This window comes from Bacillus cereus group sp. MYBK108-1 (assembly GCF_051917185.1).
Taxonomy (GTDB): domain Bacteria; phylum Bacillota; class Bacilli; order Bacillales; family Bacillaceae_G; genus Bacillus_A; species Bacillus_A cereus.
The window spans coordinates 19,535-45,248 of record NZ_JBQAHZ010000019.1; the positions used below are offsets into that span (position 1 = coordinate 19,535).

Below are 25,714 nucleotides of genomic sequence, written 5' to 3' on the forward strand. Positions count from 1 at the left end.
AGAAGCAGCTATTGCTGCTTCTTTTTTTACGACTCAAATAGATGATGGAATAATCGATCGCGATTTTCAAAGAAAAGTTTCGTCGTTTGGTAATGCTCAGTTTCTTCTAATGTGGATTCGTGAATTCCCTCTTGTGTTAAAGAATATATAGTGGATTCAGGATAAGCCATTAAAATAGGAGAATGCGTCGCGATAACAAATTGTGAACCTTGTTCAGCTAGTTCGTGCATTCGAATGAGCATGGAAAGTTGTCTCATTGGTGATAAAGCTGCCTCAGGCTCATCTAAAATGTATAAACCTTGTCCTGAAAAACGGTTCATAAATAATGAGAAGAATGATTCACCGTGTGATTGTTTGTGTAGTGAGATACCACCATAAGAGTTGATAACCGGATTCCCACGTGCTTCTCTATCAGCATCTATTTCATCAATATAAGAAGCAACGTTATAAAATGATTCAGCGCGAAGAAAGAAACCGTCGTTTGGTGTATTGAAACTTTTTGAAATTCGAAGGTATTCATGTAAAGATGAATGGGAATCGTTTGTGCTAAAGCGGAAGTTCTTCGTTCCACCTTCTGCATTAAAACCTAACGCAATTGCAATTCCTTCAAGTAATGTTGATTTACCTGTTCCGTTTTCTCCAATAATGAATGTTACATTTGGATGGAAAGCTAGTGATTGTAATGTTCGAATAGCGGGTAAACAGTAAGGATATGCGGAAAAACTAGGGATATTTTCTTTTTTTAATGTGACATTTTGTAAAAAGGGTACGTCAATCAATATATAAACCTCAATTCATAACGGATTTTGAATTTAAAAAGGCAGCAAATACAAGTGTTAATGACACCTGAATCCCTTCTTGTTTTCTGAATATTTTATGTGGATTATATCATTTAAACTATCATATTCCAATGTGAAAATAAATATTGCATGAAGATCCATTCTCTCGTTATGATATATGGTATTCTATTGAAAATGTGAGAAGGAGTTAAAGTATGCCGTTTACATTTGCACATCCAGCAGCAGTTCTCCCTTTTGCGAAAAAGCACTCTAAACATATTTCAGTAACGGCTCTTATATTAGGTAGTATGGCGCCTGACTTTGAATATTTTTTGCACTTTAGACCCTATGGTGTTATTGGCCATACATGGCTTGGGTTCTTATATTTAAATTTACCGCTTGTATTTCTAATCGCATACATATATCATTACATTTTAAAAAAGCCGTTTATAACGCATTTGCCTAAACCGTTTGCTGGTTATTATTCATATGCAATAGATGAGAGGTGGGGGCTACATACCTGGAAAGAATTCTTTGTATTTTGCTATTCTGCATTATTCGGTATGCTCACGCATGTCGTTTGGGATGCATTTACTCATAATACAGGCTATTTCGTTATGAAAATAGCATTGTTACAAATTGAATTACGCAGTATTCCATTGTATAAATATATGCAACATGGGAGTACATGTGTTGGCTTATTATTGCTATTATACGTACTATGGAAGTATAAAGATGAAACAGGGAAAGATATGATTGTAGCTTTAGAAAAAAGAAAGTATTGGGTTTCGATAATCATTGTGACAGCTTTTATATTTATCGTGCATGCGTTCCTAGATCCCTATTTTCATATTTTCCAAATTGGAGGTATAATAGTATCTGGACTGACAAGTTCATTTTGTGGAATTGTCATTGTTTCTATAGTTTACAAAGCAAGGGACTAATTTTATATTCATGAATGATAGCGTTAGGAGAAATGAAATGATGAAAGCATGGAAAAGTATTTTTGTTTTATGTAGTTTTCTTCTTATGTTAAGTGGTTGCTTCCATCAAGAAGAAAAGAAAGCTGAACCGAAGAAGAAAGAATCTATTCCTGAAACGAAAGAATATGGTGGGCGTGAGCTGAAAAAAGTAGGACAAAAAGTGAAAGAAACAGGATGGGGTACTTTCAAGTTAGAGCAGATGCATTCTGTGAATCAAACATTTGAAGTAGCGCCAATGAAAATTCACGTACAAGATGTGAAAGTAATCTCTTTATCACAAATGAGTGAAAAGGCAAAAAATACATTGAAAGTATACACGGCACTAACTCCTGAAGAAGTAAAACGTAGATTAGGGGATAAAGTAAGCCAAGAAGATGCAGAATTATATGCATCGCTAAGTGGAACAGAGATTAGTAATACAATTCGTTACGTTGAGATTACATATAAAGTGGAGAATAGCGGAAATAAAAATATGCAATTTTTCTCTATGAATGATGTTATGATTAATGGTAAGCAACATTTTAAAGTAGCCACTCAAAACTTTTTATATGACGAAGATACGTTAGTTGGTACAAAAAATGTATCAAGAGAAGACTATAAGCCTGGTGAAATAAGAGATGGTATTATTGGTTTAATACTTGACGATGGAAAAGACAAGGTAAAGGATATTCAGTTTACAACTGATGATTTACTTGCAGGAGATTCAGAAACACAAGATGTTGTAAAAGAGCCACAAACGTTTAACATCTCACTAAAATAATGTAAGACAAAACAGTCAGCATACAAATATTATGCTGACTGTTTTTTTATTTCTTTTATGTATGAATCTACATTTTGAAAAGGCACCTTAATTTTAAACGCATCTTTTTGTTCATTAAATTGCTTTTCATTGTAGGGACCGAAACGTTTATTGTGCTTTACATCAATAATCCAATAATGTTCACTTTTTTTATTTGCAATTGCTGCGTCAGGGTTATTTGGATCTGATTTTTCCTCAGTTTGTTTTGCAATAATGTATTTATCATCCCAAGCAATGTCTGTAATTTTTGCAGGGATGTATTGTGTGGCATATACAGCATCTTGCGAGGGGAAAAGTTCAAATGCATTTCCAGAAGTACGTATGAGTTCGTATTCATCGTTAACCGTATAAGTTAAGTGACTTGTGTTTCCTGCACAACCAGTTAATAGGAAGGCGACGAATAGGATTATCCATTTTTTCAATATGGGAACCTCCTTTATAATGCTATTGTAACAAATTGTACAAGAAAAGTAAGAGAAACGCTAGTTTACAATGTTTTTTAGAAGTGGTACGATGAGACGGGTAAAGAAGGATATGAAGGAGTCGACATAAAATGAAGTTAAAGATGCATCGTCCAGCGCTTGTAATGAATCGCATAGGTGCTTCCCTAATTGACATGTTTTTAATCTCGGTTATGTATGGTGCAGTAGTAGCTATTATGACCGGAAACTATAGTGCTATGTTTAAGCGCTTTAATATAAGCTTAGGTGATTTTAGATATGATTTCGCAGTAGTTTTCATATTAATGGCGATATATTTTATTGTATTACCCTTTCTTTGGAACGGTGTTACACTTGGAAAAAAGATAACGAGAATAAAATTAATTTCATTGAAGAGTGAAAAGCTAACGTTGCAAACATTAATTATAAGATTTTTTGTAGTGTTATTACCGAACGTATTGCTATTAGGAATTCCATTAATATGTAATGTATATATGATGTTGTTCCGCAAAGATAATTGTGGTTTTCAGGATTTAATTACAAAAACGAAAGTAATAAGTCTTGTATAATGAAAAAAAGACCTTTTTATATATAAAAGGGTCTTTTTGATTTTATAAGTATATGGGGAATGTTTACAGTAAGGGAAAGCCAAAATGTGTTATTTTCATTTATAATAGATTGAAAATTAAGAAAATGATATAATGATTAAAAATAATATCTTTATTCCGCCATATTGGGGCTGAGTAAAATTTCATTTTATATAATAAGGGGGAAGTTAAAATGACAGGAGGTAGCATAATTTTTTGGGGTATTCTCATTTTTACCGGTCTAGTTTTCGATCAGCGTAATAATAAGAAAAAAGAAGGATAAAAAGTAAACGTTTACAAATTGAATAGCAATTTTTCTTGCTTGCAGATTAATCTTATAAAGGAGTATACTGAATGACGGTAAGACTTATAGAAGGGGTAATGAAAATGAAGCTTGCAGGAAAAGTTGCTATCGTAACTGGCGGTGGCATCGGTATTGGACGTAATACAGCTCTTTTGTTGGCTAAACAAGGCGCAAAAGTTATTGTGACGGACATTGATCAAGAGAGTGGACAAGCAACAGTGGAGGAAATTACGAATCTAGGCGGAGAAGCCCTTTTTGTATTCTATGATATGGAAAAGCAAGGAGATTGGCAACGCGTTATTAGCATTACTTTGAATGCATTCAGTCGCATTGACATGCTTTTTCAAAATGCTGGTTTATATAAAATAGATTCTATTTTTTCTCGCCAACAAGAGAACGATTCCAATGTACTTTGTATTAATGACGTTTGGATAGAGATAAAACAATTAACGTCATCTTTTATGAAACAGCAAGAAGAAGTGGTGCTTAGTGATTTACCGATTTTCGGTATTATTGGCACGAAAGGACAATCATTTCATACAGTAGAAGCCCTAGTATAATAATGAAAACCGCCCTCAATATATGTGGACGGTTTTTTATATGTGTATAGTAAAGATAAATTTTTTAGCGAATACGTTGTTCAGTTTGGTTATCAAAGAAATGCGCTTTATTCATATCAAATGCTAATTTAATTTGGTCACCAGGTGAAAACGTATGTCTTGCATCTACACGTGCCGCAAAATCTTGATTCCCAAGTTTCATATATAAAATGGATTCAGCACCTAATAACTCAGCGACTTCAATTTTTGTTGTGAAGGCAGTAGATTGTGAAGCTTCTAAAAATAGTAGTTCATCATGAATGTCCTCTGGACGAATACCTAAAACAATTTCCTTATTTACATAGCCTTGTTCACGTAGCATCTTCATTTTTCCTTCAGATACTTTAATTTTTATAGTATTGTCTATAACGAAATCGGTTTCAGTCAATTTACCACGGAAGAAGTTCATAGCTGGTGAGCCGATAAATCCACCCACGAAAATGTTTTCTGGTGTTTCATATACTTCTTTTGGAGTTCCAATTTGTTGGATTTTTCCATCCTTCATAACGACAAGACGCGAAGCCATAGTCATTGCTTCTGTTTGATCATGTGTTACATAAATTGTTGTTGTTCCAAGACGATGATGTAGCTTAGAAATTTCTGAGCGCATTGCAACACGGAGTTTAGCATCTAAGTTTGATAATGGTTCATCCATTAAGAAAACTTTTGCATCTCGAACGATTGCTCTACCTAACGCAACACGTTGGCGCTGTCCACCTGATAATGCTTTCGGTTTTCTATCTAAATATTGTTCAAGTCCTAAAATTTTTGCTGCATCTTTCACACGACGATCGATTTCATCTTTTGGTATTTTTCGAAGTTTTAATCCAAATGCCATATTATCATATACACTCATATGTGGATAAAGAGCGTAGTTTTGGAATACCATAGCGATATCTCGATCTTTTGGAGGAACATCATTCATTAGTTTACCATCAATTGAAAACTCGCCTTTTGAAATATCTTCAAGTCCAGCTACCATTCGTAATGTTGTAGATTTTCCGCATCCAGAAGGACCGACAAATACAATAAATTCTTTATCTTGAATGTGTAAATTAAAATCAGTTACAGCTGTTACGTTATTATCATATATTTTATAAATGTTTTCTAATTTAAGTTCTGCCATGGTATTTCCCCCTAGAAATAATTATGCAAACGTTTTCTTTGAGTTCATTATAAACGAATAGATTCAAAAAATAAATAAAAAAATAAAACGTTTTCATTTATTGGAGATTTATTAGTGGTTTTCATATGTTTTCTTAGAAAAAGAACAATAAAAATTGTAAGCGCTATTTTAAATTGAGATAGAATCTGTTATCATTCATTAATGAAAACGTTTGCGCCTTAAAAAAGAGAAAAATGAATGATGAATGAAATGGGGTAGCATAATGGAAAAACAATGGTGGAAAGAAAGTGTAGTATATCAAATTTATCCTCGTAGCTTTATGGATAGTAATGGTGATGGTATAGGAGATCTTCAAGGGATTATTTCAAAGCTAGATTACTTAAAAGAGTTAGGGATTGATGTGATTTGGTTATCACCAGTCTATGAATCTCCAAATGATGATAATGGTTATGATATAAGCGATTATTGTAAAATTATGAACGAGTTCGGAACAATGGAAGATTGGGATGAGCTATTACATGAAATGCATGAACGTAATATGAAACTTATGATGGACTTAGTTGTTAATCATACTTCGGATGAACATAATTGGTTTATTGAATCACGTAAATCAAAAGATAATAAATATAGAGATTACTATATATGGCGCCCTGGAAAAGAAGGGAAAGAACCGAACAACTGGGGAGCAGCGTTTAGTGGATCAGCATGGCAGTATGATGAAATGACAGATGAATATTATTTACATCTGTTTTCTAAAAAACAGCCAGATTTAAATTGGGATAATGAAAAGGTAAGACAAGATGTTTATGAAATGATGAAGTTTTGGTTAGAAAAAGGAATTGATGGCTTCCGTATGGATGTTATTAATTTTATTTCTAAAGAAGAGGGATTACCAGCTGTTGAAACAGAAGAAGAGGGGTATGTTTCAGGTCATAAGCATTTTATGAACGGTCCAAACATTCATAAATATTTACATGAAATGAATGAGGAAGTATTATCGCATTATGATATTATGACGGTTGGTGAAATGCCTGGTGTAACGACAGAAGAAGCCAAATTGTATACTGGAGAAGAACGAAAAGAATTGCAAATGGTATTCCAATTTGAACATATGGATTTAGATTCAGGAGAAGGTGGAAAGTGGGATGTAAAACCATGCTCACTTCTTACTTTAAAAGAGAATTTAACAAAGTGGCAAAAAGCATTAGAGCATACCGGATGGAATAGCCTTTATTGGAATAATCATGATCAGCCTCGCGTTGTATCTCGTTTTGGTAATGATGGAATGTATCGCATTGAATCAGCAAAAATGTTAGCGACAGTTCTTCATATGATGAAAGGAACGCCATATATTTATCAAGGAGAGGAAATCGGAATGACGAACGTCCGATTTGAGTCGATTGATGAATATCGAGATATTGAAACGTTAAATATGTATAAAGAAAAAGTGATAGACCATGGTGAAGATATAGAAAAAGTAATGGAATCTATTTATATAAAGGGTCGTGATAATGCTAGAACTCCGATGCAGTGGAATGATCAGAATCACGCTGGATTTACAAAAGGTGAACCTTGGATTACTGTAAATCCTAACTATAAAGAGATTAATGTGAAACAAGCAATCCAAGATGAAGGTTCAATTTTTTATTACTATAAGAAATTAATTGAACTACGCAAAAATAATGAAATAGTTGTGTATGGATCATATGATTTAATATTAAATAATGACCCTTCTATTTTTGCTTATGTAAGAACATATGGAGATGAAAAACTACTTGTCATTGCAAACTTTACTGCGGATGAAAGTGTATTTGAAATGCCTGAGGATATTAGTTATAGTGAATCAGAATTATTCATACACAATTACGATGTAGAAATTGGATCGATAGATAACATTACATTACGTCCGTATGAAGCGATGGTATTCAAATTGAAATAAGAAAAATCCTTATGCCACCTTGGCATAAGGATTTTTTGGGTTACCATTTTAATATGGAGAATCCATATGGAGGAAGTATAACTTGTAATACACTTGCTTCTGCTGAAAATTCTTCATTTGTATAAATGTTAATTATTTTCTTACCAGTAACATGAAGAGGGAGTGAAACTGTAACTTCACTATTAGTAGGGTTTAAAACGAAAAAGATAGTTTCATCCTCATATGTTTTCGTATAAGAAATATAATTATGTTCATCATTTGCTTCGATGAATTGAAAAGTACCATGTCCTCCAAAAGCTGCATGTTGTTTTCGTAATGAAATCAATGTTTGTATATGTGTAAATAATGCATGATCTTGTTCTTTAGTATCCCAAATCATACATTTACGGCAATCGGGGTCCATACCACCATCCATGCCGATTTCATCTCCGTAATAAATACATGGAGAGCCGATGAAAGAAAGATGGAATACATAGAGCAATTTCAACTTATTTTTATCTCCATTGCATGTTGTTAAAATTCTTGGAGTATCATGGCTATCTAATAAATGAAAGGCTGCTTCATTTACATTCATAGAGTAGGAATGTAGAGATTCTGTAATTTGCTTCATAAATTCACTTGCTTTAATGGAATCGTTAGCAAAGTAAGAAAGTAGAGCGTTTGTAACAGGATAGCTCATGACAGCATCAAATTGATCGCCTTGTAGCCACGGAAGGGCATCGTGCCAAATTTCTCCCAAAATATATACTTCAGGATTTAGTGTCTTTATTTCAGTTCGGAATTCTCTCCAAAAGTTGTGATCGACTTCATTGGCGACATCAAGGCGCCAGCCATCTATATTGAATTCTCGTACCCAATAACGTCCTACTTCAAGTAAGTATTCTTTTACATCTGGATGAGCTGTATTTAATTTAGGCATATACGGTGTAAAGGCGAAAGTATCATAATTTGGAAGTGGTTCGGTTATAATCGGAAATTCATGAATGTGGAACCACTCTTTATATGCGGACTTCTCACCATTCTCTAGTACGTCTTGAAATTTCTCGAAAAAGTATCCACTATGATTAAACACAGCATCGAGCATTACTTTTATACCGTGCTTATGACATTCTTCAACGAGCTCTTTAAAAGTTTCTTTCGTCCCAAATTGTGGGTCAATTTCCATATAGTCAATTGTGTCATATTTATGGTTTGAATGAGCTTTGAAAATAGGTGTGAAATATATTCCGGAAATGCCAAGCTTAACAAGGTAATCAAGGTTTTGAATAACACCAGAAAAATCTCCGCCGAAAAAATTAGTTGGAGTTGGATTCGCACTTCCCCAAGGAAGGGTGTTTTCTGGATTCAGCGTACTATCGCCATTAGCGAATCGCTCAGGGAAAATCTGATACCAAATGGTGTCTTTAATCCAAGATGGTGCTTTGAATACATCATCTGCATGAATAAATGGAAAACAGAAAAAGTTACCAACATCATCATTTGGAATGCTAGAAAAGAATCCTCGCTCTGCATAAATAAGAGTGTCTGTTTCAGATTTTAATTCAAACCCATAACGTAAGCGCTTAAATTTTGGTTCGATTGAAATGGACCAATAATCAAATAATGCAGTAGAACCCGTTTTTTTCATGGGTGTACTTGCTGATATCCATTTCCCGTCTTTCCATTCGTAAGGATCACCGTAAATAAGATCGGCGCTTTGAATATCATCTCTCTTAGTACGTACTCGGATGTGAATTGTTTGTTCATCATAAGCGTATGCATAATTATCTTTCGGCCTATGATAAATGGCTTCTTTAAACATATAGAAAATCCCCCTTCAATATCTCTATACATAGTATTCCCTTAAGTGTAATAATAAAGCCTATATTGCAAACGATTGCCTTTCTCGTAGCTTTAATATTGCTTATAAGAGTAGTATTCATTTCATATAAAGTCAATGTATAAAGAGTATAATGACATAATTTTTAAATTAATATTTGCAAAATGAATAAAAGAATGTATAATGATAGACAAATAGCGCAAACGTTTTCATAGACTTGAGATATTGTTTGCGCTTCAATTAAACTATTAAATGCAAACGTTTTCAGTTACTGAGGTACATAGACAATTTAGGGAGGTTTTTGGGATGAAGAAAGCATTATCATTATTAACGGTTTCAGCATTATCTATTGGTATGTTATCTGCATGTGGACCGAAAGATTCAGGGAAAAAAGAGGAAAGTAAAGCGAAAAAAGACTATGATCTTCTTGTTTGGGAAGATGAGAAAAAAGGTGTGGGTCTAGAGCCAGCGGTGAAAAGTTTTGAAAAGAAATATAATGTGAAAGTAAAAGTTGAAGAGGTTCAGATGACGAAACAAATAGAAAAACTTCGTCTCGACGGTCCAGCTGGCACAGGGCCAGATGTTGTAACATTGCCACATGATCATATTGGTAATGCGGTAACAGAAGGGCTACTTTCAGAAGTGAAAGTAGATGATACAGTAAAAAGTAAATTTACAGATTTATCAATAGAAGCACAAACATATAACGGAAAAATATATGGTTTACCAAAAGCGATTGAAACACCAATCTTTATTTATAATAAAAAAATGATGCAAAAAGCGCCGGAAACGATGGATGAACTGTTTAACTTCTCAAAAGACTTTACGAAAGATGGAAAATACGGATTTTTAGCACTAGGAGATAACTTCTACTTTGCTAATGCATTTATGGCAGGTATGGGTGGTTATGTATTTGGTGAAAAAGATGGAAAGCCAAATGCAAATGATATTGGATTAAATAATAGCGGTGCGGTACAAGGTGCTGAATATATTCAAAAATGGTATAAAGAAAAGTTATTCCCGAAAGGTATTATCGGTGAATCTGGAGGTTCAGCTGCAGATGGATTATTTAATGAAGGAAAAGCAGCATCTATTATGAATGGTCCATGGGCATTCCAAGCGATGGAAAAGGCTGGAATAGACTATGGTGTTGCTCCAATGCCGAAATTACCAAATGGTCAACCGATGAAAACGTTCGTTGGCGTAAAAGGATGGCATGTAACAAGCTTCTCTAAACAAAATGATTTAGCTACAAAATTTACTGAGTGGGTTACAAATGAAGAAAATGCTAAAATTCGCTTTGAGAAAACGAAAGAAATTCCACCAGTAAAATCAGTAATGGAAGATCCAATCATTAAAGAAAATGAGGCTGCAAAAGCGGTTGCGACACAATCTGAAAATGGAATTCCAATGCCAAATATTCCAGAAATGCAAGAAGTTTGGAAACCAGCTGGAGATGCGCTTCAATTAGTTGTATCAGATAAAGAAGCACCAAAATCCGCACTTGATAGTGCAGTGAAACAAATTAAAGGTAATATTGAGGCAAATCATAGTAAGAAAAAATAAGGTGAAATTCGTGCCTCTAATATGAGGGGCACGAATTCTCTCCCTTCCATGTAGGAAGAAAAAAGGGGGAAGGAACATGCAAACATCTATGGAACCTGCAAAGGGGTTAAATGATTCAAAGCATAGGAAAGTGGCAACCATGTTATCAATCATTCCAGGCGTGGGCCAAATGTATAATAAACAATTTGTAAAAGGTCTTATTTTTCTAGTATTAACAGGTTCATTTATTGTAGCCTTTGCTGATTTATTAAATATGGGATTATGGGGCATTGTAACGCTCGGTACAGAAGTTCCACGTGACCATTCCGTCTTTCTATTAGTAGAAGGGATCTTGGCACTTATCGTTATCGCTTTTGGGCTTGGCATATATGCATTTAACTTATATGATGCATATCAAAATGGGAAGAAACGTGATATTGGAACACCGTTAAATTCTGTAAAAGAGCAATACCGTAATTTGTTAGATCAAGGCTTTCCTTATTTAATGGTTTCACCAGGTTTTCTACTACTTATCTTTGTTGTCGTATTTCCAATCATCTTCGTAATTTTAATTGGATTTACAAACTATGATTTATATCATTCTCCTCCAGCTAAATTAGTAGATTGGGTGGGCTTTAAAAACTTTATTGATATTTTCACATTACCGATGTGGAGAGATACATTTTTAAGTGTATTTTCTTGGACTGTCATTTGGACATTCGTTGCAACAACATTACAAGTTGCACTTGGTATTTTTTTAGCGATTATCGTAAATCAGCCTGGTATTAAAGGTAAGGCAATTATTCGAACAATCTTTATTTTACCGTGGGCTGTTCCAGCATTCGTATCTATTCTTGTATTTGCTGGTATGTTTAATGAAACATTTGGAGCAATTAATAACCAAGTATTAGCTTTATTCGGGATTGAAAAGATTGCTTGGATGACAGACCCGTTTTGGTCAAAGATTGCTTTAATTATGATTCAAACGTGGCTTGGTTTCCCGTTCGTCTTTGCGATGACAACAGGTATACTACAATCGATTCCAGGAGAATTATATGAAGCGGCTACAGTAGATGGAGCAACTGCTTGGCAACAGTTCCGCAAAATTACATTGCCACTTGTGTTATATGCAACAGCGCCAATATTAATTACGCAATATACATTTAACTTTAATAATTTTAGTATTATTTATCTATTTAATAACGGGGGACCTGCTGTGTCTGGACAAAATGCAGGTGGAACGGATATTTTAATTTCATGGATCTATAAGTTAACGATGACTTCGGCTCAATACGGCAAAGCAGCAGCTCTTACAATGATTTTATCGTTAATCGTTATTACAGTTGCGTTATGGCAATTTAAGAGAACAAAATCATTCCAAGAAGAGGATATGATGTAAATGAATATTAAACGACAAAAGATGCTACGTCTTTCATTAAGTTATTTAGTTATCTTCATAATGTGTGCGATTGTTTTCTATCCATTACTATGGATAATTGGCTCATCGTTTAATCCAGGTGATAGTTTATCTGGGTCAAGTATTATTCCGAAAAATGCCACATTAGATCATTATCGCAAGCTACTTGATCTCGATTCAAGTAATTACTTACTTTGGTATAAAAATACTTTGAAAGTTAGCGTAATGACGATGATTTTCTCTGTACTAGCCATTAGTTTTACTGCTTATGCATTTTCGAGATATCGTTTTGTTGGAAGAAAGAATGGTTTATTAACATTTTTAATTCTGCAAATGATCCCGAATTTTGCAGCGTTAATCGCACTATATATATTAGCTCAGTTAACAGGATTACTTGATACACACCTTGCATTAATTTTAATTTATGTGGGCGGAGCAATTCCGATGAATACATGGCTTATGAAAGGGTATTTTGATACGATTCCGAAAGAGTTGGATGAATCAGCTCGAATGGATGGAGCAGGGCATTTCCGTATTTTCTGGCAAATCATTATGCCACTTGCAAAGCCAATCGTAGCGGTTGTAGCATTATTTACTTTCATTGGTCCATTTACAGATTTCATTTTAGCGAGTATTATTTTGCGAACACCAGAAAATTATACTTTAGCAGTTGGATTATATGAAATGGTTGCGAAAAAATTCGGTAATGAATTTACAACGTTTGCAGCGGGTTCAGTGTTAATTGCGATCCCGATTTCAATTTTATTCCTATCACTACAAAAATATTTTGTTTCCGGTTTAACAGCTGGAGGTACAAAAGGATGAAAAATGGGACATTACGTCCCATTTTTCTTTTCATCTCCCTATAAATAACTTTATAGGGAGATGAAAAGAGATTTGACATCACATGTGAAAAGAAGTGAAATAAATAGTATATTATAGTATAGGAAAAAATAGCTATATCCCTTACAATACATGAAGAGGGAGAATAGGATTAGTTTTGCAAGATATAAGAAATGAAAGTTTATGACTTGCAATGAATGCGAGATAAAATATATGAAAAATGACAGAGAAATGAGAGGAGGGGGATTTTTATGACAGTTACAATTAAAGATGTGGCGAAGCAAGCGAATGTTGCACCATCAACAGTTTCTCGTGTAATTGCTGATAATCCAAGTATAAGTGAAAAGACAAAGCGCCGTGTTAGGAAAGTGATGAGTGAATTAGGGTATCATCCCAATTTAAATGCGAGAAATCTTGCGAACCAAACGACGAAAACACTTGGTCTTGTTATGCCAAGTTCTGCAAGTAAAGCTTTTCAAAATCCATTTTTCCCAGAAGTTATAAGAGGGATTAGTTCATTTGCACACGTAGAAGGTTATGCGCTTTACATGTCGACAGGTGAAACGGAAGAAGAAATTTTTAATGGTGTCGTAAAGATGGTACAGGGACGCCAAATTGGTGGCATTATTCTTTTATATTCAAGGGAGAATGATCGGATTATTCAATATTTACATGAACAAAATTTCCCGTTTGTTTTAATAGGAAAACCATATGATCGAAAAGATGAAATTACATATGTAGATAATGACAATTATACAGCTGCAAGAGAAGTGGCAGAATATTTAATTTCATTAGGGCATAAGCAAATCGCGTTCATTGGTGGTGGATCAGATTTACTTGTAACGAGAGATCGTTTAGCTGGTATGAGTGATGCCTTGAAATTAGCAGACATTGTATTACCAAAAGAATATATTTTACATTTTGATTTTTCGAGGGAAAGTGGTCAACAAGCTGTTGAGGAATTAATGGGACTGCAGCAACCGCCAACGGCAATTATGGCAACGGATGACTTAATTGGACTTGGTGTGTTAAGTGCTCTTTCTAAAAAAGGATTCGTTGTACCGAAAGATGTTTCTATTGTAAGCTTTAATAATGCTTTATTATCAGAAATTGCGAGCCCTCCACTTTCGACAGTTGATGTGAATATTTATCAGCTAGGATATGAGGCAGCAAAAGCTTTAGTTGATAAAGTAGAGAATGCAGAATCCACTGCAAAGTGTATCATTATTCCTCATAAATTACTAAAACGTCAAACTTGTGATCATTATGCATAAAAAAGCTAAGAGTTTAACTCTTAGCTTTTTTCTTTAGAAAGGCTTCTAATCGGTCGCAGCCTTCTTTTAAAGTTTCGATACTATACGCATAGGACAAGCGAAGGTAGCCTTCACCGTATTCAGAGAATGCTGTTCCAGGAACTACAGCTAGTCCCGCTTCTTTGACAAGATCAAGTGCAAAATCAAATGATGAAGATGTCAAATGACCAACATATGGGAATAAGTAAAATGCACCTGTTGGCTTTTCAACTGTTAATCCCATTTGAGTGAGTCTATTATATACGTAATCACGGCGTTTTTTATATTGGTGGCGCATCATTTTTGGTGCGTCTTTAGCTGCTGTTAATGCTTCAATTGCAGCGTATTGAGCGATTGAAGTAGCACACGTTACATTGTATTGATGAACTTTTAATATGTGTCCTGCTAAATAGCTTGGTGCAAATAAAAGTCCAACACGCCAGCCAGTCATAGAATGTGATTTAGATAAACCGTTAATGACAATTGTCTTTTCACGCATTTCTGGGAAATGTGCGATAGATGTATGCTTTTGTTCATATACAAGCTCGCTATAAATTTCATCTGAAAGGACGAAAATATTTTTATCTTTTAAAACATCTACAATATCTTTTAATTCTTCTGTGGATAAAGTTACACCAGTTGGATTAGAAGGATACGGTAGTACGATACATCTTGTTTTTTCTGTAATAGCATTTTTAAGCGCTTCAGCTGTTAAACGAAATCCAGTTTCACGAACATCTACAAAAATAGGCGTTGCACCGCATAATCGAATAATGGGTTCGTAACCTGGATAAATAGGAGCAGGTAAAATTACTTCTGTTCCTGGCTCTAAAATCGTTCGGAATGCAACATCAATTGCTTCGCTAGCACCGATTGTAACGATGGTTTCGTTTTCAGGTGAGTAATGTAAATCGTAGTTATCTTTTACGAAGTTACAAGCTGCCTTACGTAATTCTAGTAAACCAGCGTTATGTGTATAGCTTGTATAGTTTTCTGTAATCGCCCGTTTTGCCGCTTCTTTCACGAGAGAAGGTGTAGGGAAATCGGGTTGTCCAATTGTTAAAGAAATCAAATTATCATAGTTTTGAATCATGTTAGAGAATTGACGGATTCCAGAAATTTGGATATCCTTCACTCTAGGGTTAATGAATTGTTCCATTGTATCTCCCTTTCTTCCGTTTGAAAATTAAGTTCATTTTATCATATTTTCTATGATTACGCTTTGTATATGTTATTTAGAAAGAGAGAGAAAAGAGAAAAAAAGCCGCTATAAGCGACTTTTTAATATCCGTATTCCCAATCTATTTCATCTTCATTCCAGAGTACAGAGGATACCTTGCCAAGGTGAACAACTGATTCGTTCACAGCACATGTGCAGTTTTCTTCTCCCGCTTTATGCTGTAACTCTTCATATACTGATTTTTCAACATTTTCTAGAACAACCAAATTTTCTTCTTTTAAAACAAGCGTAGTACCCGCCATATTTATCTTCCTCCTACTAAAGTAATGATCACTTATTTGTAAACATAGATAGTATGGATTATATGCTGTATTTTGCTATAGTTGTCCGTCTAAAAAGTATTTTTATATTTTCTTTGTAATCCGTATTCATTGTATACTGCACGAAAGAAATTTGGTACAGGGTTTACAATCATTTCGAAAATCTGTAACAATTATTATGAGTTGTTAACAAAGAATTAACAAATATGTTAAGAAAAATCAAAATTTTAAAACAAATACACATATAAAATGATATAATCATATCAAAATACATATAGGGGATGAGAGGTTATGGAGCTTATCCGTGATTTATTGATTCAAATTGCCATCATAATTTTGCCACTATTTTTATATGAAGCGATTCGTTTAAATCGCTATCAAGAAATGCCTCCGAAGCCAAATCGTTACTTTATTATGTTTTTATCTAGCGTTACGCTCGTTCTCTCCATGACATACTCTATTTGTTTTGGCAATGTGTGTGGGTATAACTTTCACCCCATTCCAATTGTCAGTGGTTTTTTATATGGTGGGATTGTTGGTTTAATCCCAGCAGTTATTTTTGTTGCATACGAATGGTTACTAAAGGGAATGAGCTTTCTTCCAGTTTTAGAAGTAATATTTTTATTGATAGTTCCGCTATTTTTATCAAAGAAATGGTCTCTTTTTTCAAGGGATAAGAAATTAATTTTAGCATTTATGATTTCATCATTTTATGTGCTTGTTTCTTTAGTATTAGGCATGATTAATGTTCTTTTGGAAACAGGATTTACACCGTATATTTCGCAAATATATAGCGGATTTATATTTGCCTCGCTTATCATGGTCATGACAATGGTATTCCAGGTGTATTTAACTGAATATTTAAATGAAAATGCATTGCTACGTACAGAGATGCAAAAATCAGAAAAGCTTAATATTGTAAGTGAGTTAGCAGCAAGTGTGGCACATGAAGTTCGAAATCCACTAACTGTTGTTCGTGGATTTATCCAATTGCTAGAAAGTACGGAAGATGTGAAGAATAAGGATTATATGCGTCTCGTATTAGCTGAATTGGATCGGGCGGAACAAATTATTTCAGATTACTTAAATTTAGCAAGGCCGCAAATTGAGAAAAAAGAACACATTTGTTTATCAGCCCAATTAATAGAAATGACCACTCTTATGTCGTCATTTGCAGCGATGCAAGGTGTATATTTACAAGTTGAAATTTCAGAAAGTCTTTATACGATTGGTGATAAGACAAAATTGAAGCAAGCTATTATGAATGTTGTTAAAAATGGTATTGAAGCAATTCAAGGAAATAAAGGATATTTAAAAGTAACAGCTATTCAAAAAGATGAAACAATCATAATAAGAGTTAAAGATAGTGGTGTTGGTATGACGAAAGAACAGTTAGCAAGGCTTGGGCAACCATATTATTCTTTAAAAGAAAAAGGGACAGGATTAGGACTTATGGTAACATTTAGTATTTTACAAGCGCATAATGGTACATTGGAATATAAGAGTGAAAGTGGAAAAGGCACTGAAGCAATTATTATATTACCAGCTGTACAAAATAAAGAATAAAAGTTACCGATGAAAGGTAACTTTTTATTTTATATTGTTTATTCATTTGTTTTTTCTTGTTTTGCTCGGCTAAATAAACTTTTAAATGATTGAAAGAAGCTTTGCTCTTTTGAGGCAGCAACCATTCTTTTTGTTTCTTGAATTTCTCGAATAACTTGCATAAGCTGTGCATCACGGTTACTGTCTTTATTATAAATTTGACTAACAAGTTTATTCATTTTTTCTTCCTGTTTGGATTCTCGTTTATACATATGATTCATTAATAAGTCCATCTTTTCTTTTTGCAGTGCATCTGTTTGAGCGGCGTGATCGACTAACTCTTGAAGCATTTTTTCTTGAGAGCCTTCTTTTACATAAACTTGTTGCATCAATTCGTCTAGTTTCTCATCCTTTAAACGATTTTGTGTAATTAAAGTAGAATTTTGATGAATAATTGCCTCATTTAATTGAGCTAGCATTTCAAGTTTTAACATGAACTCCTCAAAGTTACGCCCATCTTCTTTTTCTTTCGTTTGTATCTCTTGCTTATCTTGTATAACTGGTACAGGTGGGGCCTCTTTTTCTTTTAAAATAATCGGTATCGTTTCTGAAATATCTTCTTGTAATGTAGCAGCTCTTTCGTGTATAGATTTCAATAATTTTAAATCATCAAGTTTATAAATACGAGCATCAGCTGTTTTGGAAATCATATAACCATGTTCCTCTAACAGTTGGCTATATTTGCGAACTATATGTTTTGGGATGCCTGTTTTATTCGTGACATCTTTCGTTTTATAGGTAGCTTCCATCATATTTCCTCCCCAAAAAGTATCGTATATATCATTTCAATCTTTTATGAGGACTTCCTTTGAAAAAGAATGTCGGAAGGCTATTAGTTTTCTACAGCATTAGTGAAAAAATGAAAATTTTTGGCGGAATGGCAAGGAATAACTAAAATAATGTCTGAAAACATATACAGGAGAAGTTTGTTATAATAACGGAGGAAAAGAAACTGGTAGAAACATGGAGGTATACATGAAGCAATTAAAAGGTATTATCATTTCAATTATCGCAATTCTGTCTATTTTAGTAGCAGTTTATGAAGTACTTGTGCCAGAGGAAACAAGTGTAAAGAAAACGAATACGTATGATCAAGTGTTAGAATTTCCGAAAGAACGTTATCCAGAGACAGGAAAACATATTACGGATGCTATAAAAGAAGGGCATTCAGAAGTTTGTACAATCGATCGTGGTGGTGCTGCAGATAGAAGGAAATTGTCGTTAGCACCATATCCATCAAAAAAAGGGTATGATCGTGATGAATGGCCAATGGCGATGTGCAAGGAAGGCGGAAAAGGAGCACATATTGAATATATAAGTCCGGCGGATAACCGCGGAGCAGGTTCTTGGGTAGGGAATAAGTTAGATAAATACCCAGATGGTACGCGAGTAAAATTTGAAGTGAAGTAGTAGTTGTATATTTCATAATGAAGGAGAAGGGGAACTATGGAGTTAACGATTTCTTATTCGCAATTAATGTTGATGAACTATGACGGTGAGCAGCCTTATGTAGATTGGACTGATGAAGATTTTGAAAGAGGTTATGCTAAGGCAGATGGAACTGTTATTTTTGAAGCACTTTCTGATTATACTTGTGAAGTGAAAGTGACCCCAGGGAAACATATTGAAAAAGAAGAAGTAGTTAGAACGATTACGGTTCCTTTTACAGTTGAAAATGAAAGTATCGTTATAACGAGTATTCTTTCTAATAAATTTCAAATACCTATTCCAAATGGTGAGTATACAGTTGTATTACAAGCAATTCCTCTTGAAGAGCCAACGGATGATGAATTATATAAAATACAATATGAATTCTTTTTTGAAAGTAAAGAATAAAAAATGGGTTATCCTGAGAAAAGGATAACCCATTTTTGTTATGCGTTTGTTTTTAAAAGGGAACGAGCATCTTTCGCTGCTTGCACCATATGTTCTAAAGCTGGAATAACTTCTTCTGTTCTTCTCGTTTTTAAACCACAATCAGGATTAATCCAGAAATATTTAGGATCACATACTTCTAAAGATTGTTCTACGATTTTATACATTTCATCTTTACTCGGTACACGTGGGCTATGAATATCATATACACCTAGGCCGATGCCTTTTTCATATGTTGTATGTTTTAATGTATCAATAAATTCTCCGTGACTTCTTGATGTTTCGATAGAAATTACATCTGCATCTAATGCGCGAATCGCGTCAACAATATCTTCGAAGTTACTGTAACACATATGAGTATGAATTTGTGTTTCATTTGCTACAGAAGAAGTTGCTAAAAGGAAGGATTGTACTGCCCATGTAATATAAGCATCCCAATCTTTTTCTTTTAGTGGCATTCCTTCACGAAGTGCGGGCTCATCGACTTGGATTACTCTAATTCCGGAAGATTCAAGTAGTTCAATTTCGTGACGAAGAGCTAGTGCAATTTGATACGAAACTTCTTTTCTTGGAATATCATTTCGAACGAAGGACCAATTTAAAATTGTAACAGGTCCGGTTAACATTCCTTTTACAACTTTCTCTGTTAAGCTTTGCGCATAAACTGTTTCCTTAATAGTCATGCCGTTAATAAAGGCTACATCACCATAAATAACAGGTGGTTTTACGCAGCGGGAACCGTATGATTGTACCCAACCGTTTTTAGTGAATGAGAAACCAGCAAGGCGCTCACCAAAATATTCGACCATGTCAGTTCTTTCAAATTCACCATGTACAAGGACATCAAGCCCAATTTCTTCTTGGTAACGAATCCATTTTTCTGTCTCTTTTTCAATAAATTGTTCATATTGTTCATTTGAAATAACACCGTTACGCCATTCTTTTCGCGTTTGACGAACTTCAGTTGTTTGCGGGAAGCTACCAATAGTCGTTGTTGGTAATAGCGGTAACTCTAGAGCAACTTGTTGTAATTCGTATCGTTTTTCAAATGGAAGAGGACGTGAAAAATCTTCTTCTTTTAGTGCTGTTCGTGCTGCTTTGACATCTTCTCGGTTACGTGCAGCAGATGAACGAATTGTATGATGTACGTTTCGATATGTTTCCAGCTCATTACTAATGCTTTCTGTACCTTGAGTGAGAGCGGAATGAATAAGAACTAATTCTTCTAATTTTTGATTTGCAAATGCTAACGCATCAAACAGCTCAGTCGATAAGTGAGTTTCTTCTGTTTTATCGATTGGTGTATGCAATAAGCTACAAGAAGGCTGAACGATGATATCTTTCGTTTGGACTTGTTTTTGTAACGTTGTAAATAACTCAAGAACTTCATCAAGGTCAGCTCTCCAAATGTTACGGCCATCTATACAACCGACAGCTAAAGTTTTATCAGCTGGGAATCCATATTTTGAAATAGCATTTAGATTACCTTCTTTACCATGAATGAAATCTAATCCAATACCGGATACCGGGAATGTAATAATTTCTTCATAGTTTTCTTCTACGCTATCAAAATATGTTTGTAAAAGAAGAGTCGCATTTGGAACTTCTTTACGAATAGCTTCATAAATTTCTTTTGCTTGTTGAACTTCTTTTTTAGTTAAAGAAGCGAAAATCGGTTCATCAACTTGAATGGCTGGTGCACCAGCTGCATGTAGTTCTGAAAGCAGTTGTACGTAAGGTGCAACTAACTGTTTTAAAATGGTAGGAAATTGTTCTTGTGTATAACCTTTAGCTAATTTTAAGAAAGTATATGGTCCTAAAATAACAGGCTTTCCATCTACTCCTAATTCTTGTTTTGCCTCTTCGTATAAGCGAAGTGGACGATTATCTTTTAAAGAGATTTGTAATCCCTCTTCATATTCAGGAACGATATAGTGATAGTTTGTGTTAAACCATTTTGTCATTTCGGAAGCTACGTGATCTTTAGAGCCACGCGCCATTGCGAAATATACATCAAGGTAAGATGTAAACTCAGAAAAACGTGATGGAATAAATCCTAGCATATAGGCAGTATCCAAAACGTGATCATAATATGTAAAGTCGCCAATTGGAATGAGTTCAATCCCTTTTTCTTGCTGTACTTTTACGTGTTGAAGGCGAATTTCTTTCATTGTTGTTAAAAATTGTTCTTCATCGATTTTATTGGACCAAAAAGCTTCCAATGTTTTTTTCCACTCTCGTTGTAGTCCGATACGTGGATAACCTAAGTTACTTGTTTGAATTGCCATTTTAAATTCCTCCCTAATTGAAAGTAAGCATTTCCGTTTACTAGGAAATACCTATAACAAAAAGTACAAAGACATAGAAAATAAGCCTTCCTTTTTGTTTTAACACCTCATCATCATCCGTGAATCTATCAGTGTTGTTAAAACAGGCAGGTCTCCTGACTTATGCTTCATATAATTTCTTTCACCTTCCCGTTTTCACAGTGGCACCAAAAAGAAATCTCAGCATTTACAGTGGCGGGACCGTGTTGGAGTTTCACCAAGCTTCCCTTTTAAACACGAAACGAAACTTTCGTGTACCTATTTTCCTTTTGAAAGGAATTTAACAAGCGATATGATATTGAAACAAATTTTAACATAATTTTTGGAATTTTGTCTACTGTTTTAAAATAAGAAAATTCTAAAGTTTTTATTTCTTAGTATTCTGACTTTTTATGTTCTGGAGTAACTAATAATATTACAGTATGAAAAGAGAAATTGAGCTATGAAAGAAGTAGGGATGTCTTCTTTCATAGCTCAATCTTCATCTATAGCAACTTCTGAAAGTTGGCCTGCTATAGCATCTTTAAGGAGGGTGTTTAGCCATTGTAATTCAACTGTAATATGCTCAATTACACTTTGCAAAATATATAGTTGTGCACGTGGAACCTTTCCTTTATTACAATCATATATCGTTTGCATAGTATGTAAATATTGAAGAGTATCGTTTTTCTTTTTTTCTAAAATAGGAACTAATTCGTGATCATTGCTAAAGTGAGCGAAAGATAAGGCTGAATAAATAGGTTTATATATTTGGTTTTTGGCTTCGAATTGTTTTAATAGTAAAGTGTGGAATAGTTTTTTGCCTTCTTCTGTTATATGAAAAATCGTTTTGTCAGGTCGATTTGTGTCTCTAATTACATTTGTAATATGAATTGCCCCTTGCTTTTCTAATTGCTCGAAGGCGTAATAAAGTGATCCTTTAGCATATTTAATGTAACAATCCATTTGTCGTTCTTTCATAATATGCTGCACTTCATATGGATGTTTATCTCCTTCGAGTAGTAAGCCGAGAATGACTAATTTCATGCTCATGCTGTCTCAACTCCTGTATATAAAAACTTTATACATATTATAAACGGCATATCCTTTTTCATAAAGGGATATGCCGCTTCTTTTTTATATTAACTAACTTGCTTTTGTTTTTCTTTCTTTTTAGGGCCTGTAAAGAGGCGTTCATTTCCCATAAGTAAAATACAAATAATACTTAGTACAGCCGGGATGAGTGCCCAGAAGAATGTGTTCGCAATAGATGTAGCGAGAGCTTCCTTAATACCCGCTAATATTTCAGCAGGAATTTTTGCGGTAGCGCCTGGTGATAATAAGAAACTTGTGTCTCCGCCTTTTGGAGCTAATTTTGCTAGTTCAGGGGGGAATACAGAGTTTAGTTTATCTGTAAAAATATGATTTTGAATTGTACCAAAAATCGTTACACCAAGAGTCATACCGAGTGATCGGAAGAATGAGTTTGTTGATGTCGCCGAACCACGGTCCCGCATTTCCAACTTGTGAATAGAAGACATACTTAATACTGAGAATGAGAAGCCAACACCAAGCCCAGCGAGAATCATAAATAGTGTTACGAGTAAACGAGGTGTGTCCATTGTTAAAGTGCTTAATAAATAAATACCAAGAACGAAGAAGACACCAGATACCATCATAATGTTACGATAGCTTGTTCGAGAAGCTAATTGTCCTCCTGTTTGACTTCCAATTACAGAACCAACCATCATTGGTGTTAAAATTAATCCAGCATTAGAGGCGGAACCTCCAAGAACGCCTTGAATGAAGATTGGAATATAAACTGTACAGATAATAAAAGCGGCACCATAGAAAAAGGCAACTCCTTGACTAGCTGCGAATAAAGGTTTTTTAAATAGATGGAACGAAATAATAGGCTCGGTTGCTTTTCGTTCTACAAAGAAGAAAATAATAAGCGTAATAACTACTGTTGTAAATAGGCCAATAATTACAGTAGAATTCCAGGCATATTCCTTACCACCAAGTTCTAATGCGAACATTAAGCAAACGATACTTATGACAAGTGTAATAGCACCAGCCCAATCAATTTTTTGTTTTCTAAATTCTAGAGACTCACTGTAGTATTTAGTAATGAAGAAAAAGGAGATAAGTCCTAATGGAATATTAATATAGAAGACCCAATGCCAACTTATATAGTCTGTAATATAAGCACCTAATAAAGGACCGAATACACTAGATGTCCCGAAAACAGCACCGAATAGTCCTGTCATCTTCCCGCGTTTTTCTGGTGGGAAGATATCGTACATAATTGTGAAGGCGATAGGCATAAGGGCACCACCACCGATCCCTTGAATAGCTCTATAAATACTTAATTGCTCAATACTTGAAGCTGTTCCGCAAAGAGCAGAACCGAATAAGAAAAGAATGAGGCCCCCAATATAAAAACGTTTCCGCCCGTACATATCAGAAAGTTTCCCGAAGATAGGCATCCCTGCCATTGTTGCTACCATATAAGCTGATGTGACCCAAACAAACTTATCAAATCCTCCTAGGTCTCCAACGATTGTTGCCATTGCGGTTGCAACGATTGTATTATCCATTGCGGCCATTAATATACCAAGCAGTAAACCAGCAACAACAAATTTTGTCTTGTTGGCTTCTTTTTTTAATGGTTGAGTTTCCAAATATAACCCTCCTTTAGAAATAAGTAAACTATATTAAGTTTTGAGTGCAGTGGATAAAAAATTTTAATGTATAGTTGATTTTAATTTCTTTTCCATAAGTGCACTGATATGCCATAAAGAATATTATAGTCAAATTTGACTATAAGGCAAACTTTTTCTTACGTCAAAATATTCTTTCGTATGAGTAGAGAACGAGTAAGCCATACTGAATATTGCTATGAAGGGAATGAAGTAAATTGTAAAAAAATTTCATAAAGAACACCTTCTGTTAATAGATGAAAAATGGTTTTTTCTTCATATTGTCGAATAGGATAAAAGGAAGAGAAATATTAAACATTGCTTGTAGCAAGCTTTAGTAATTTGGGGAATTCATTGTGTGTATGTTACATCTGAAATGAGGTGAATATATATTATGAAAATATGGGGACGAATTTCGGATACAGGAAAGTATTCAATACCGCTACAACCAGTATTGTGGATTGACGGATCGAAAAAGGAAAACGAATTTCCTCAAGTAGCCGTTACATTACAAATTGGTAGTATGTATACAGAACAGTTTTCGTATGAATTGACCTACGATGTAAACGACATACTTATTATGCGAATTGAAGTGGAAAATAAAGGGGTAGAAATGATTTCGAGAGTTGTTGTAAGTCATATGATTCGAGATTACTTTGCTTATATTCCTAATTCTTTAAAAGTTGATAAGGGGATAAGTGAGTTTTTATTCCAGCTTGTTAGATGGCGAATTGATGATTTGTTACCGAATGAGAAGGTGGAACTACGTTGTAAAATAAAAGCTAATAAAGATAAAGCTCTTAAACAAACATTCTTTCAGGCTACATATACATTTCAAGATAAAGAGATATCATATGGCCCACTGCAAACAAATGAAGTTGTTGTGCGTCAATGATAAAAAGGAACCTGTACAAAAGGTTCCTTTTTTAGTGAAGGTTGTGTTTTTTGAGTATTTTCTTTTGCTCCATTCCTTTTTTTCCTACATAGTTATTTTTGTAGCCAAAGTATAGAATAAATAAAAATGAAACAACATTAACAATAGCGTCGATTTGATCGTTTGTAATAAAGTGTATCCCGAAAGAGGTAAATAATAATTTTAATGATAATAGAAAACCAGCTAGTAAACGCATAGCATCTGATAGATTCTCTTTTTGTAGCATATAGATTACTCCTTTCTATAAAAGTTATATATTATATATATGAAATAGAGTAGAAAAGGTATACAAGCTTAAGCAGAAATGTACATTGCATATG

The 25,714-nt window shown here is 34.3% G+C and carries 25 protein-coding genes and 1 riboswitch; of the genes, 14 read left to right on the plus strand and 11 right to left on the minus strand.

Going from position 1 to position 25,714, the window contains the following annotated elements:
• Positions 1 to 26: 26 nt before the first annotated feature.
• Positions 27 to 779 (minus strand): AAA family ATPase, encoded by a 753-nt coding sequence (locus ACTFSL_RS21745; RefSeq protein WP_000567998.1) that lies wholly within the window; start codon positions 777 to 779, stop codon positions 27 to 29.
• A 215-nt stretch (positions 780 to 994) separates the two neighbouring features.
• Between ACTFSL_RS21745 and ACTFSL_RS21750 the strand changes: the two genes are divergently transcribed.
• Positions 995 to 1,723, plus strand: coding sequence for a DUF4184 family protein (locus ACTFSL_RS21750; RefSeq protein ID WP_001116855.1), 729 nt, complete (start codon positions 995 to 997; stop codon positions 1,721 to 1,723).
• Between the two features lie 37 nt (positions 1,724 to 1,760).
• Complete coding sequence (locus tag ACTFSL_RS21755) at positions 1,761 to 2,522, plus strand: hypothetical protein (protein ID WP_000973899.1); 762 nt, start codon at positions 1,761 to 1,763, stop codon at positions 2,520 to 2,522.
• Positions 2,523 to 2,551: 29 nt separating this feature from the next.
• Here ACTFSL_RS21755 and ACTFSL_RS21760 read toward each other — a convergent pair whose 3' ends face one another.
• On the minus strand, positions 2,552 to 2,983 hold the full coding sequence (locus ACTFSL_RS21760; protein WP_000758789.1) for a DUF3997 domain-containing protein: 432 nt from the start codon (positions 2,981 to 2,983) through the stop codon (positions 2,552 to 2,554).
• Between the two features lie 131 nt (positions 2,984 to 3,114).
• On the opposite strand from ACTFSL_RS21760, the gene ACTFSL_RS21765 reads away from it, so the two are divergent.
• The 3 genes from ACTFSL_RS21765 to ACTFSL_RS21775 all read left to right on the plus strand — a co-directional run bounded on the left by ACTFSL_RS21765 (position 3,115) and on the right by ACTFSL_RS21775 (position 4,452).
• Positions 3,115 to 3,570 carry an RDD family protein gene (locus ACTFSL_RS21765; protein WP_000769082.1) on the plus strand — a complete coding sequence of 152 codons (456 nt, stop codon included), beginning with the start codon at positions 3,115 to 3,117 and terminating at the stop codon, positions 3,568 to 3,570.
• Between the two features lie 211 nt (positions 3,571 to 3,781).
• Complete coding sequence (locus ACTFSL_RS21770; RefSeq protein ID WP_119683880.1) at positions 3,782 to 3,871, plus strand: flagellar motor protein; 90 nt, start codon at positions 3,782 to 3,784, stop codon at positions 3,869 to 3,871.
• 71 nt (positions 3,872 to 3,942) lie between these two features.
• Positions 3,943 to 4,452, plus strand: a complete 510-nt coding sequence (locus ACTFSL_RS21775; RefSeq protein WP_000218413.1) for an SDR family NAD(P)-dependent oxidoreductase — start codon at positions 3,943 to 3,945, stop codon at positions 4,450 to 4,452.
• A 64-nt stretch (positions 4,453 to 4,516) separates the two neighbouring features.
• Here the strand turns inward: ACTFSL_RS21775 and ACTFSL_RS21780 are convergent, their stop codons facing one another.
• Entirely contained in the window at positions 4,517 to 5,617 is a 1,101-nt protein-coding gene (locus ACTFSL_RS21780; protein WP_000818931.1) for an ABC transporter ATP-binding protein, read from the minus strand.
• Between the two features lie 262 nt (positions 5,618 to 5,879).
• On the opposite strand from ACTFSL_RS21780, the gene malL reads away from it, so the two are divergent.
• Positions 5,880 to 7,556, plus strand: a complete 1,677-nt coding sequence (gene malL / locus ACTFSL_RS21785) for an oligo-1,6-glucosidase (protein ID WP_440042395.1) — start codon at positions 5,880 to 5,882, stop codon at positions 7,554 to 7,556.
• 40 nt (positions 7,557 to 7,596) lie between these two features.
• Here malL and ACTFSL_RS21790 read toward each other — a convergent pair whose 3' ends face one another.
• Positions 7,597 to 9,357: an alpha-glycosidase gene (locus tag ACTFSL_RS21790; RefSeq protein WP_440042397.1), complete on the minus strand. Its 1,761-nt coding sequence runs from the start codon at positions 9,355 to 9,357 to the stop codon at positions 7,597 to 7,599.
• Positions 9,358 to 9,681: 324 nt separating this feature from the next.
• Between ACTFSL_RS21790 and ACTFSL_RS21795 the strand changes: the two genes are divergently transcribed.
• The 4 genes from ACTFSL_RS21795 to malR all read left to right on the plus strand — a co-directional run bounded on the left by ACTFSL_RS21795 (position 9,682) and on the right by malR (position 14,454).
• Positions 9,682 to 10,941, plus strand: a complete 1,260-nt coding sequence (locus tag ACTFSL_RS21795; protein ID WP_000709931.1) for an extracellular solute-binding protein — start codon at positions 9,682 to 9,684, stop codon at positions 10,939 to 10,941.
• A gap of 76 nt (positions 10,942 to 11,017) precedes the next feature.
• Positions 11,018 to 12,319 (plus strand): maltosaccharide ABC transporter permease MalC, encoded by a 1,302-nt coding sequence (gene malC / locus ACTFSL_RS21800; protein ID WP_001194982.1) that lies wholly within the window; start codon positions 11,018 to 11,020, stop codon positions 12,317 to 12,319.
• Positions 12,320 to 13,162: a maltosaccharide ABC transporter permease MalD gene (gene malD, locus ACTFSL_RS21805; protein ID WP_001022603.1), complete on the plus strand. Its 843-nt coding sequence runs from the start codon at positions 12,320 to 12,322 to the stop codon at positions 13,160 to 13,162.
• Positions 13,163 to 13,431: 269 nt separating this feature from the next.
• The gene (malR, locus tag ACTFSL_RS21810) at positions 13,432 to 14,454 is read left to right on the plus strand and encodes a maltose operon transcriptional repressor MalR (RefSeq protein ID WP_000219053.1); all 1,023 of its coding nucleotides are present in this window, start codon (positions 13,432 to 13,434) and stop codon (positions 14,452 to 14,454) included.
• A gap of 13 nt (positions 14,455 to 14,467) precedes the next feature.
• On the opposite strand, the gene ACTFSL_RS21815 is transcribed toward malR, so the two are convergent.
• Both ACTFSL_RS21815 and ACTFSL_RS21820 read right to left on the minus strand, forming a co-directional pair.
• A complete protein-coding gene (locus ACTFSL_RS21815) occupies positions 14,468 to 15,631 on the minus strand; it encodes an aminotransferase A (protein ID WP_098583044.1) in 1,164 nt (387 codons plus the stop codon).
• Between the two features lie 122 nt (positions 15,632 to 15,753).
• A complete protein-coding gene (locus tag ACTFSL_RS21820; protein ID WP_000929280.1) occupies positions 15,754 to 15,954 on the minus strand; it encodes a hypothetical protein in 201 nt (66 codons plus the stop codon).
• Positions 15,955 to 16,263: 309 nt separating this feature from the next.
• On the opposite strand from ACTFSL_RS21820, the gene kinB reads away from it, so the two are divergent.
• Positions 16,264 to 17,538 (plus strand): sporulation sensor histidine kinase KinB, encoded by a 1,275-nt coding sequence (gene kinB, locus ACTFSL_RS21825; protein WP_000420369.1) that lies wholly within the window; start codon positions 16,264 to 16,266, stop codon positions 17,536 to 17,538.
• 38 nt (positions 17,539 to 17,576) lie between these two features.
• On the opposite strand, the gene ACTFSL_RS21830 is transcribed toward kinB, so the two are convergent.
• A complete protein-coding gene (locus ACTFSL_RS21830) occupies positions 17,577 to 18,326 on the minus strand; it encodes a DUF3967 domain-containing protein (RefSeq protein WP_000388471.1) in 750 nt (249 codons plus the stop codon).
• Between the two features lie 226 nt (positions 18,327 to 18,552).
• Here ACTFSL_RS21830 and nucA point away from each other — a divergent pair, with 226 nt between their 5' ends.
• Together nucA and comJ are read left to right on the plus strand one after the other, a co-directional pair.
• A complete protein-coding gene (nucA, locus tag ACTFSL_RS21835; protein ID WP_000811494.1) occupies positions 18,553 to 18,987 on the plus strand; it encodes a DNA-entry nuclease in 435 nt (144 codons plus the stop codon).
• 36 nt (positions 18,988 to 19,023) lie between these two features.
• Positions 19,024 to 19,413, plus strand: coding sequence for a competence protein ComJ (comJ, locus tag ACTFSL_RS21840; RefSeq protein WP_000424030.1), 390 nt, complete (start codon positions 19,024 to 19,026; stop codon positions 19,411 to 19,413).
• 38 nt (positions 19,414 to 19,451) lie between these two features.
• Here the strand turns inward: comJ and metE are convergent, their stop codons facing one another.
• The 3 genes from metE to ACTFSL_RS21855 all read right to left on the minus strand — a co-directional run bounded on the left by metE (position 19,452) and on the right by ACTFSL_RS21855 (position 24,442).
• Positions 19,452 to 21,740 carry a 5-methyltetrahydropteroyltriglutamate--homocysteine S-methyltransferase gene (metE, locus tag ACTFSL_RS21845; protein ID WP_001007608.1) on the minus strand — a complete coding sequence of 763 codons (2,289 nt, stop codon included), beginning with the start codon at positions 21,738 to 21,740 and terminating at the stop codon, positions 19,452 to 19,454.
• A gap of 128 nt (positions 21,741 to 21,868) precedes the next feature.
• Positions 21,869 to 22,056, minus strand: a riboswitch (cobalamin riboswitch).
• A gap of 197 nt (positions 22,057 to 22,253) precedes the next feature.
• Positions 22,254 to 22,811, minus strand: a complete 558-nt coding sequence (locus ACTFSL_RS21850; protein ID WP_000062061.1) for a PadR family transcriptional regulator — start codon at positions 22,809 to 22,811, stop codon at positions 22,254 to 22,256.
• An 89-nt stretch (positions 22,812 to 22,900) separates the two neighbouring features.
• Positions 22,901 to 24,442, minus strand: coding sequence for an MDR family MFS transporter (locus tag ACTFSL_RS21855; protein ID WP_000449912.1), 1,542 nt, complete (start codon positions 24,440 to 24,442; stop codon positions 22,901 to 22,903).
• Between the two features lie 412 nt (positions 24,443 to 24,854).
• Here ACTFSL_RS21855 and ACTFSL_RS21860 point away from each other — a divergent pair, with 412 nt between their 5' ends.
• Positions 24,855 to 25,355, plus strand: coding sequence for a hypothetical protein (locus ACTFSL_RS21860; protein ID WP_000708120.1), 501 nt, complete (start codon positions 24,855 to 24,857; stop codon positions 25,353 to 25,355).
• A 31-nt stretch (positions 25,356 to 25,386) separates the two neighbouring features.
• On the opposite strand, the gene ACTFSL_RS21865 is transcribed toward ACTFSL_RS21860, so the two are convergent.
• Positions 25,387 to 25,620, minus strand: a complete 234-nt coding sequence (locus ACTFSL_RS21865) for an SPP1 phage holin family protein (protein ID WP_000939448.1) — start codon at positions 25,618 to 25,620, stop codon at positions 25,387 to 25,389.
• Between the last annotated feature and the right edge of the window lie 94 nt (positions 25,621 to 25,714).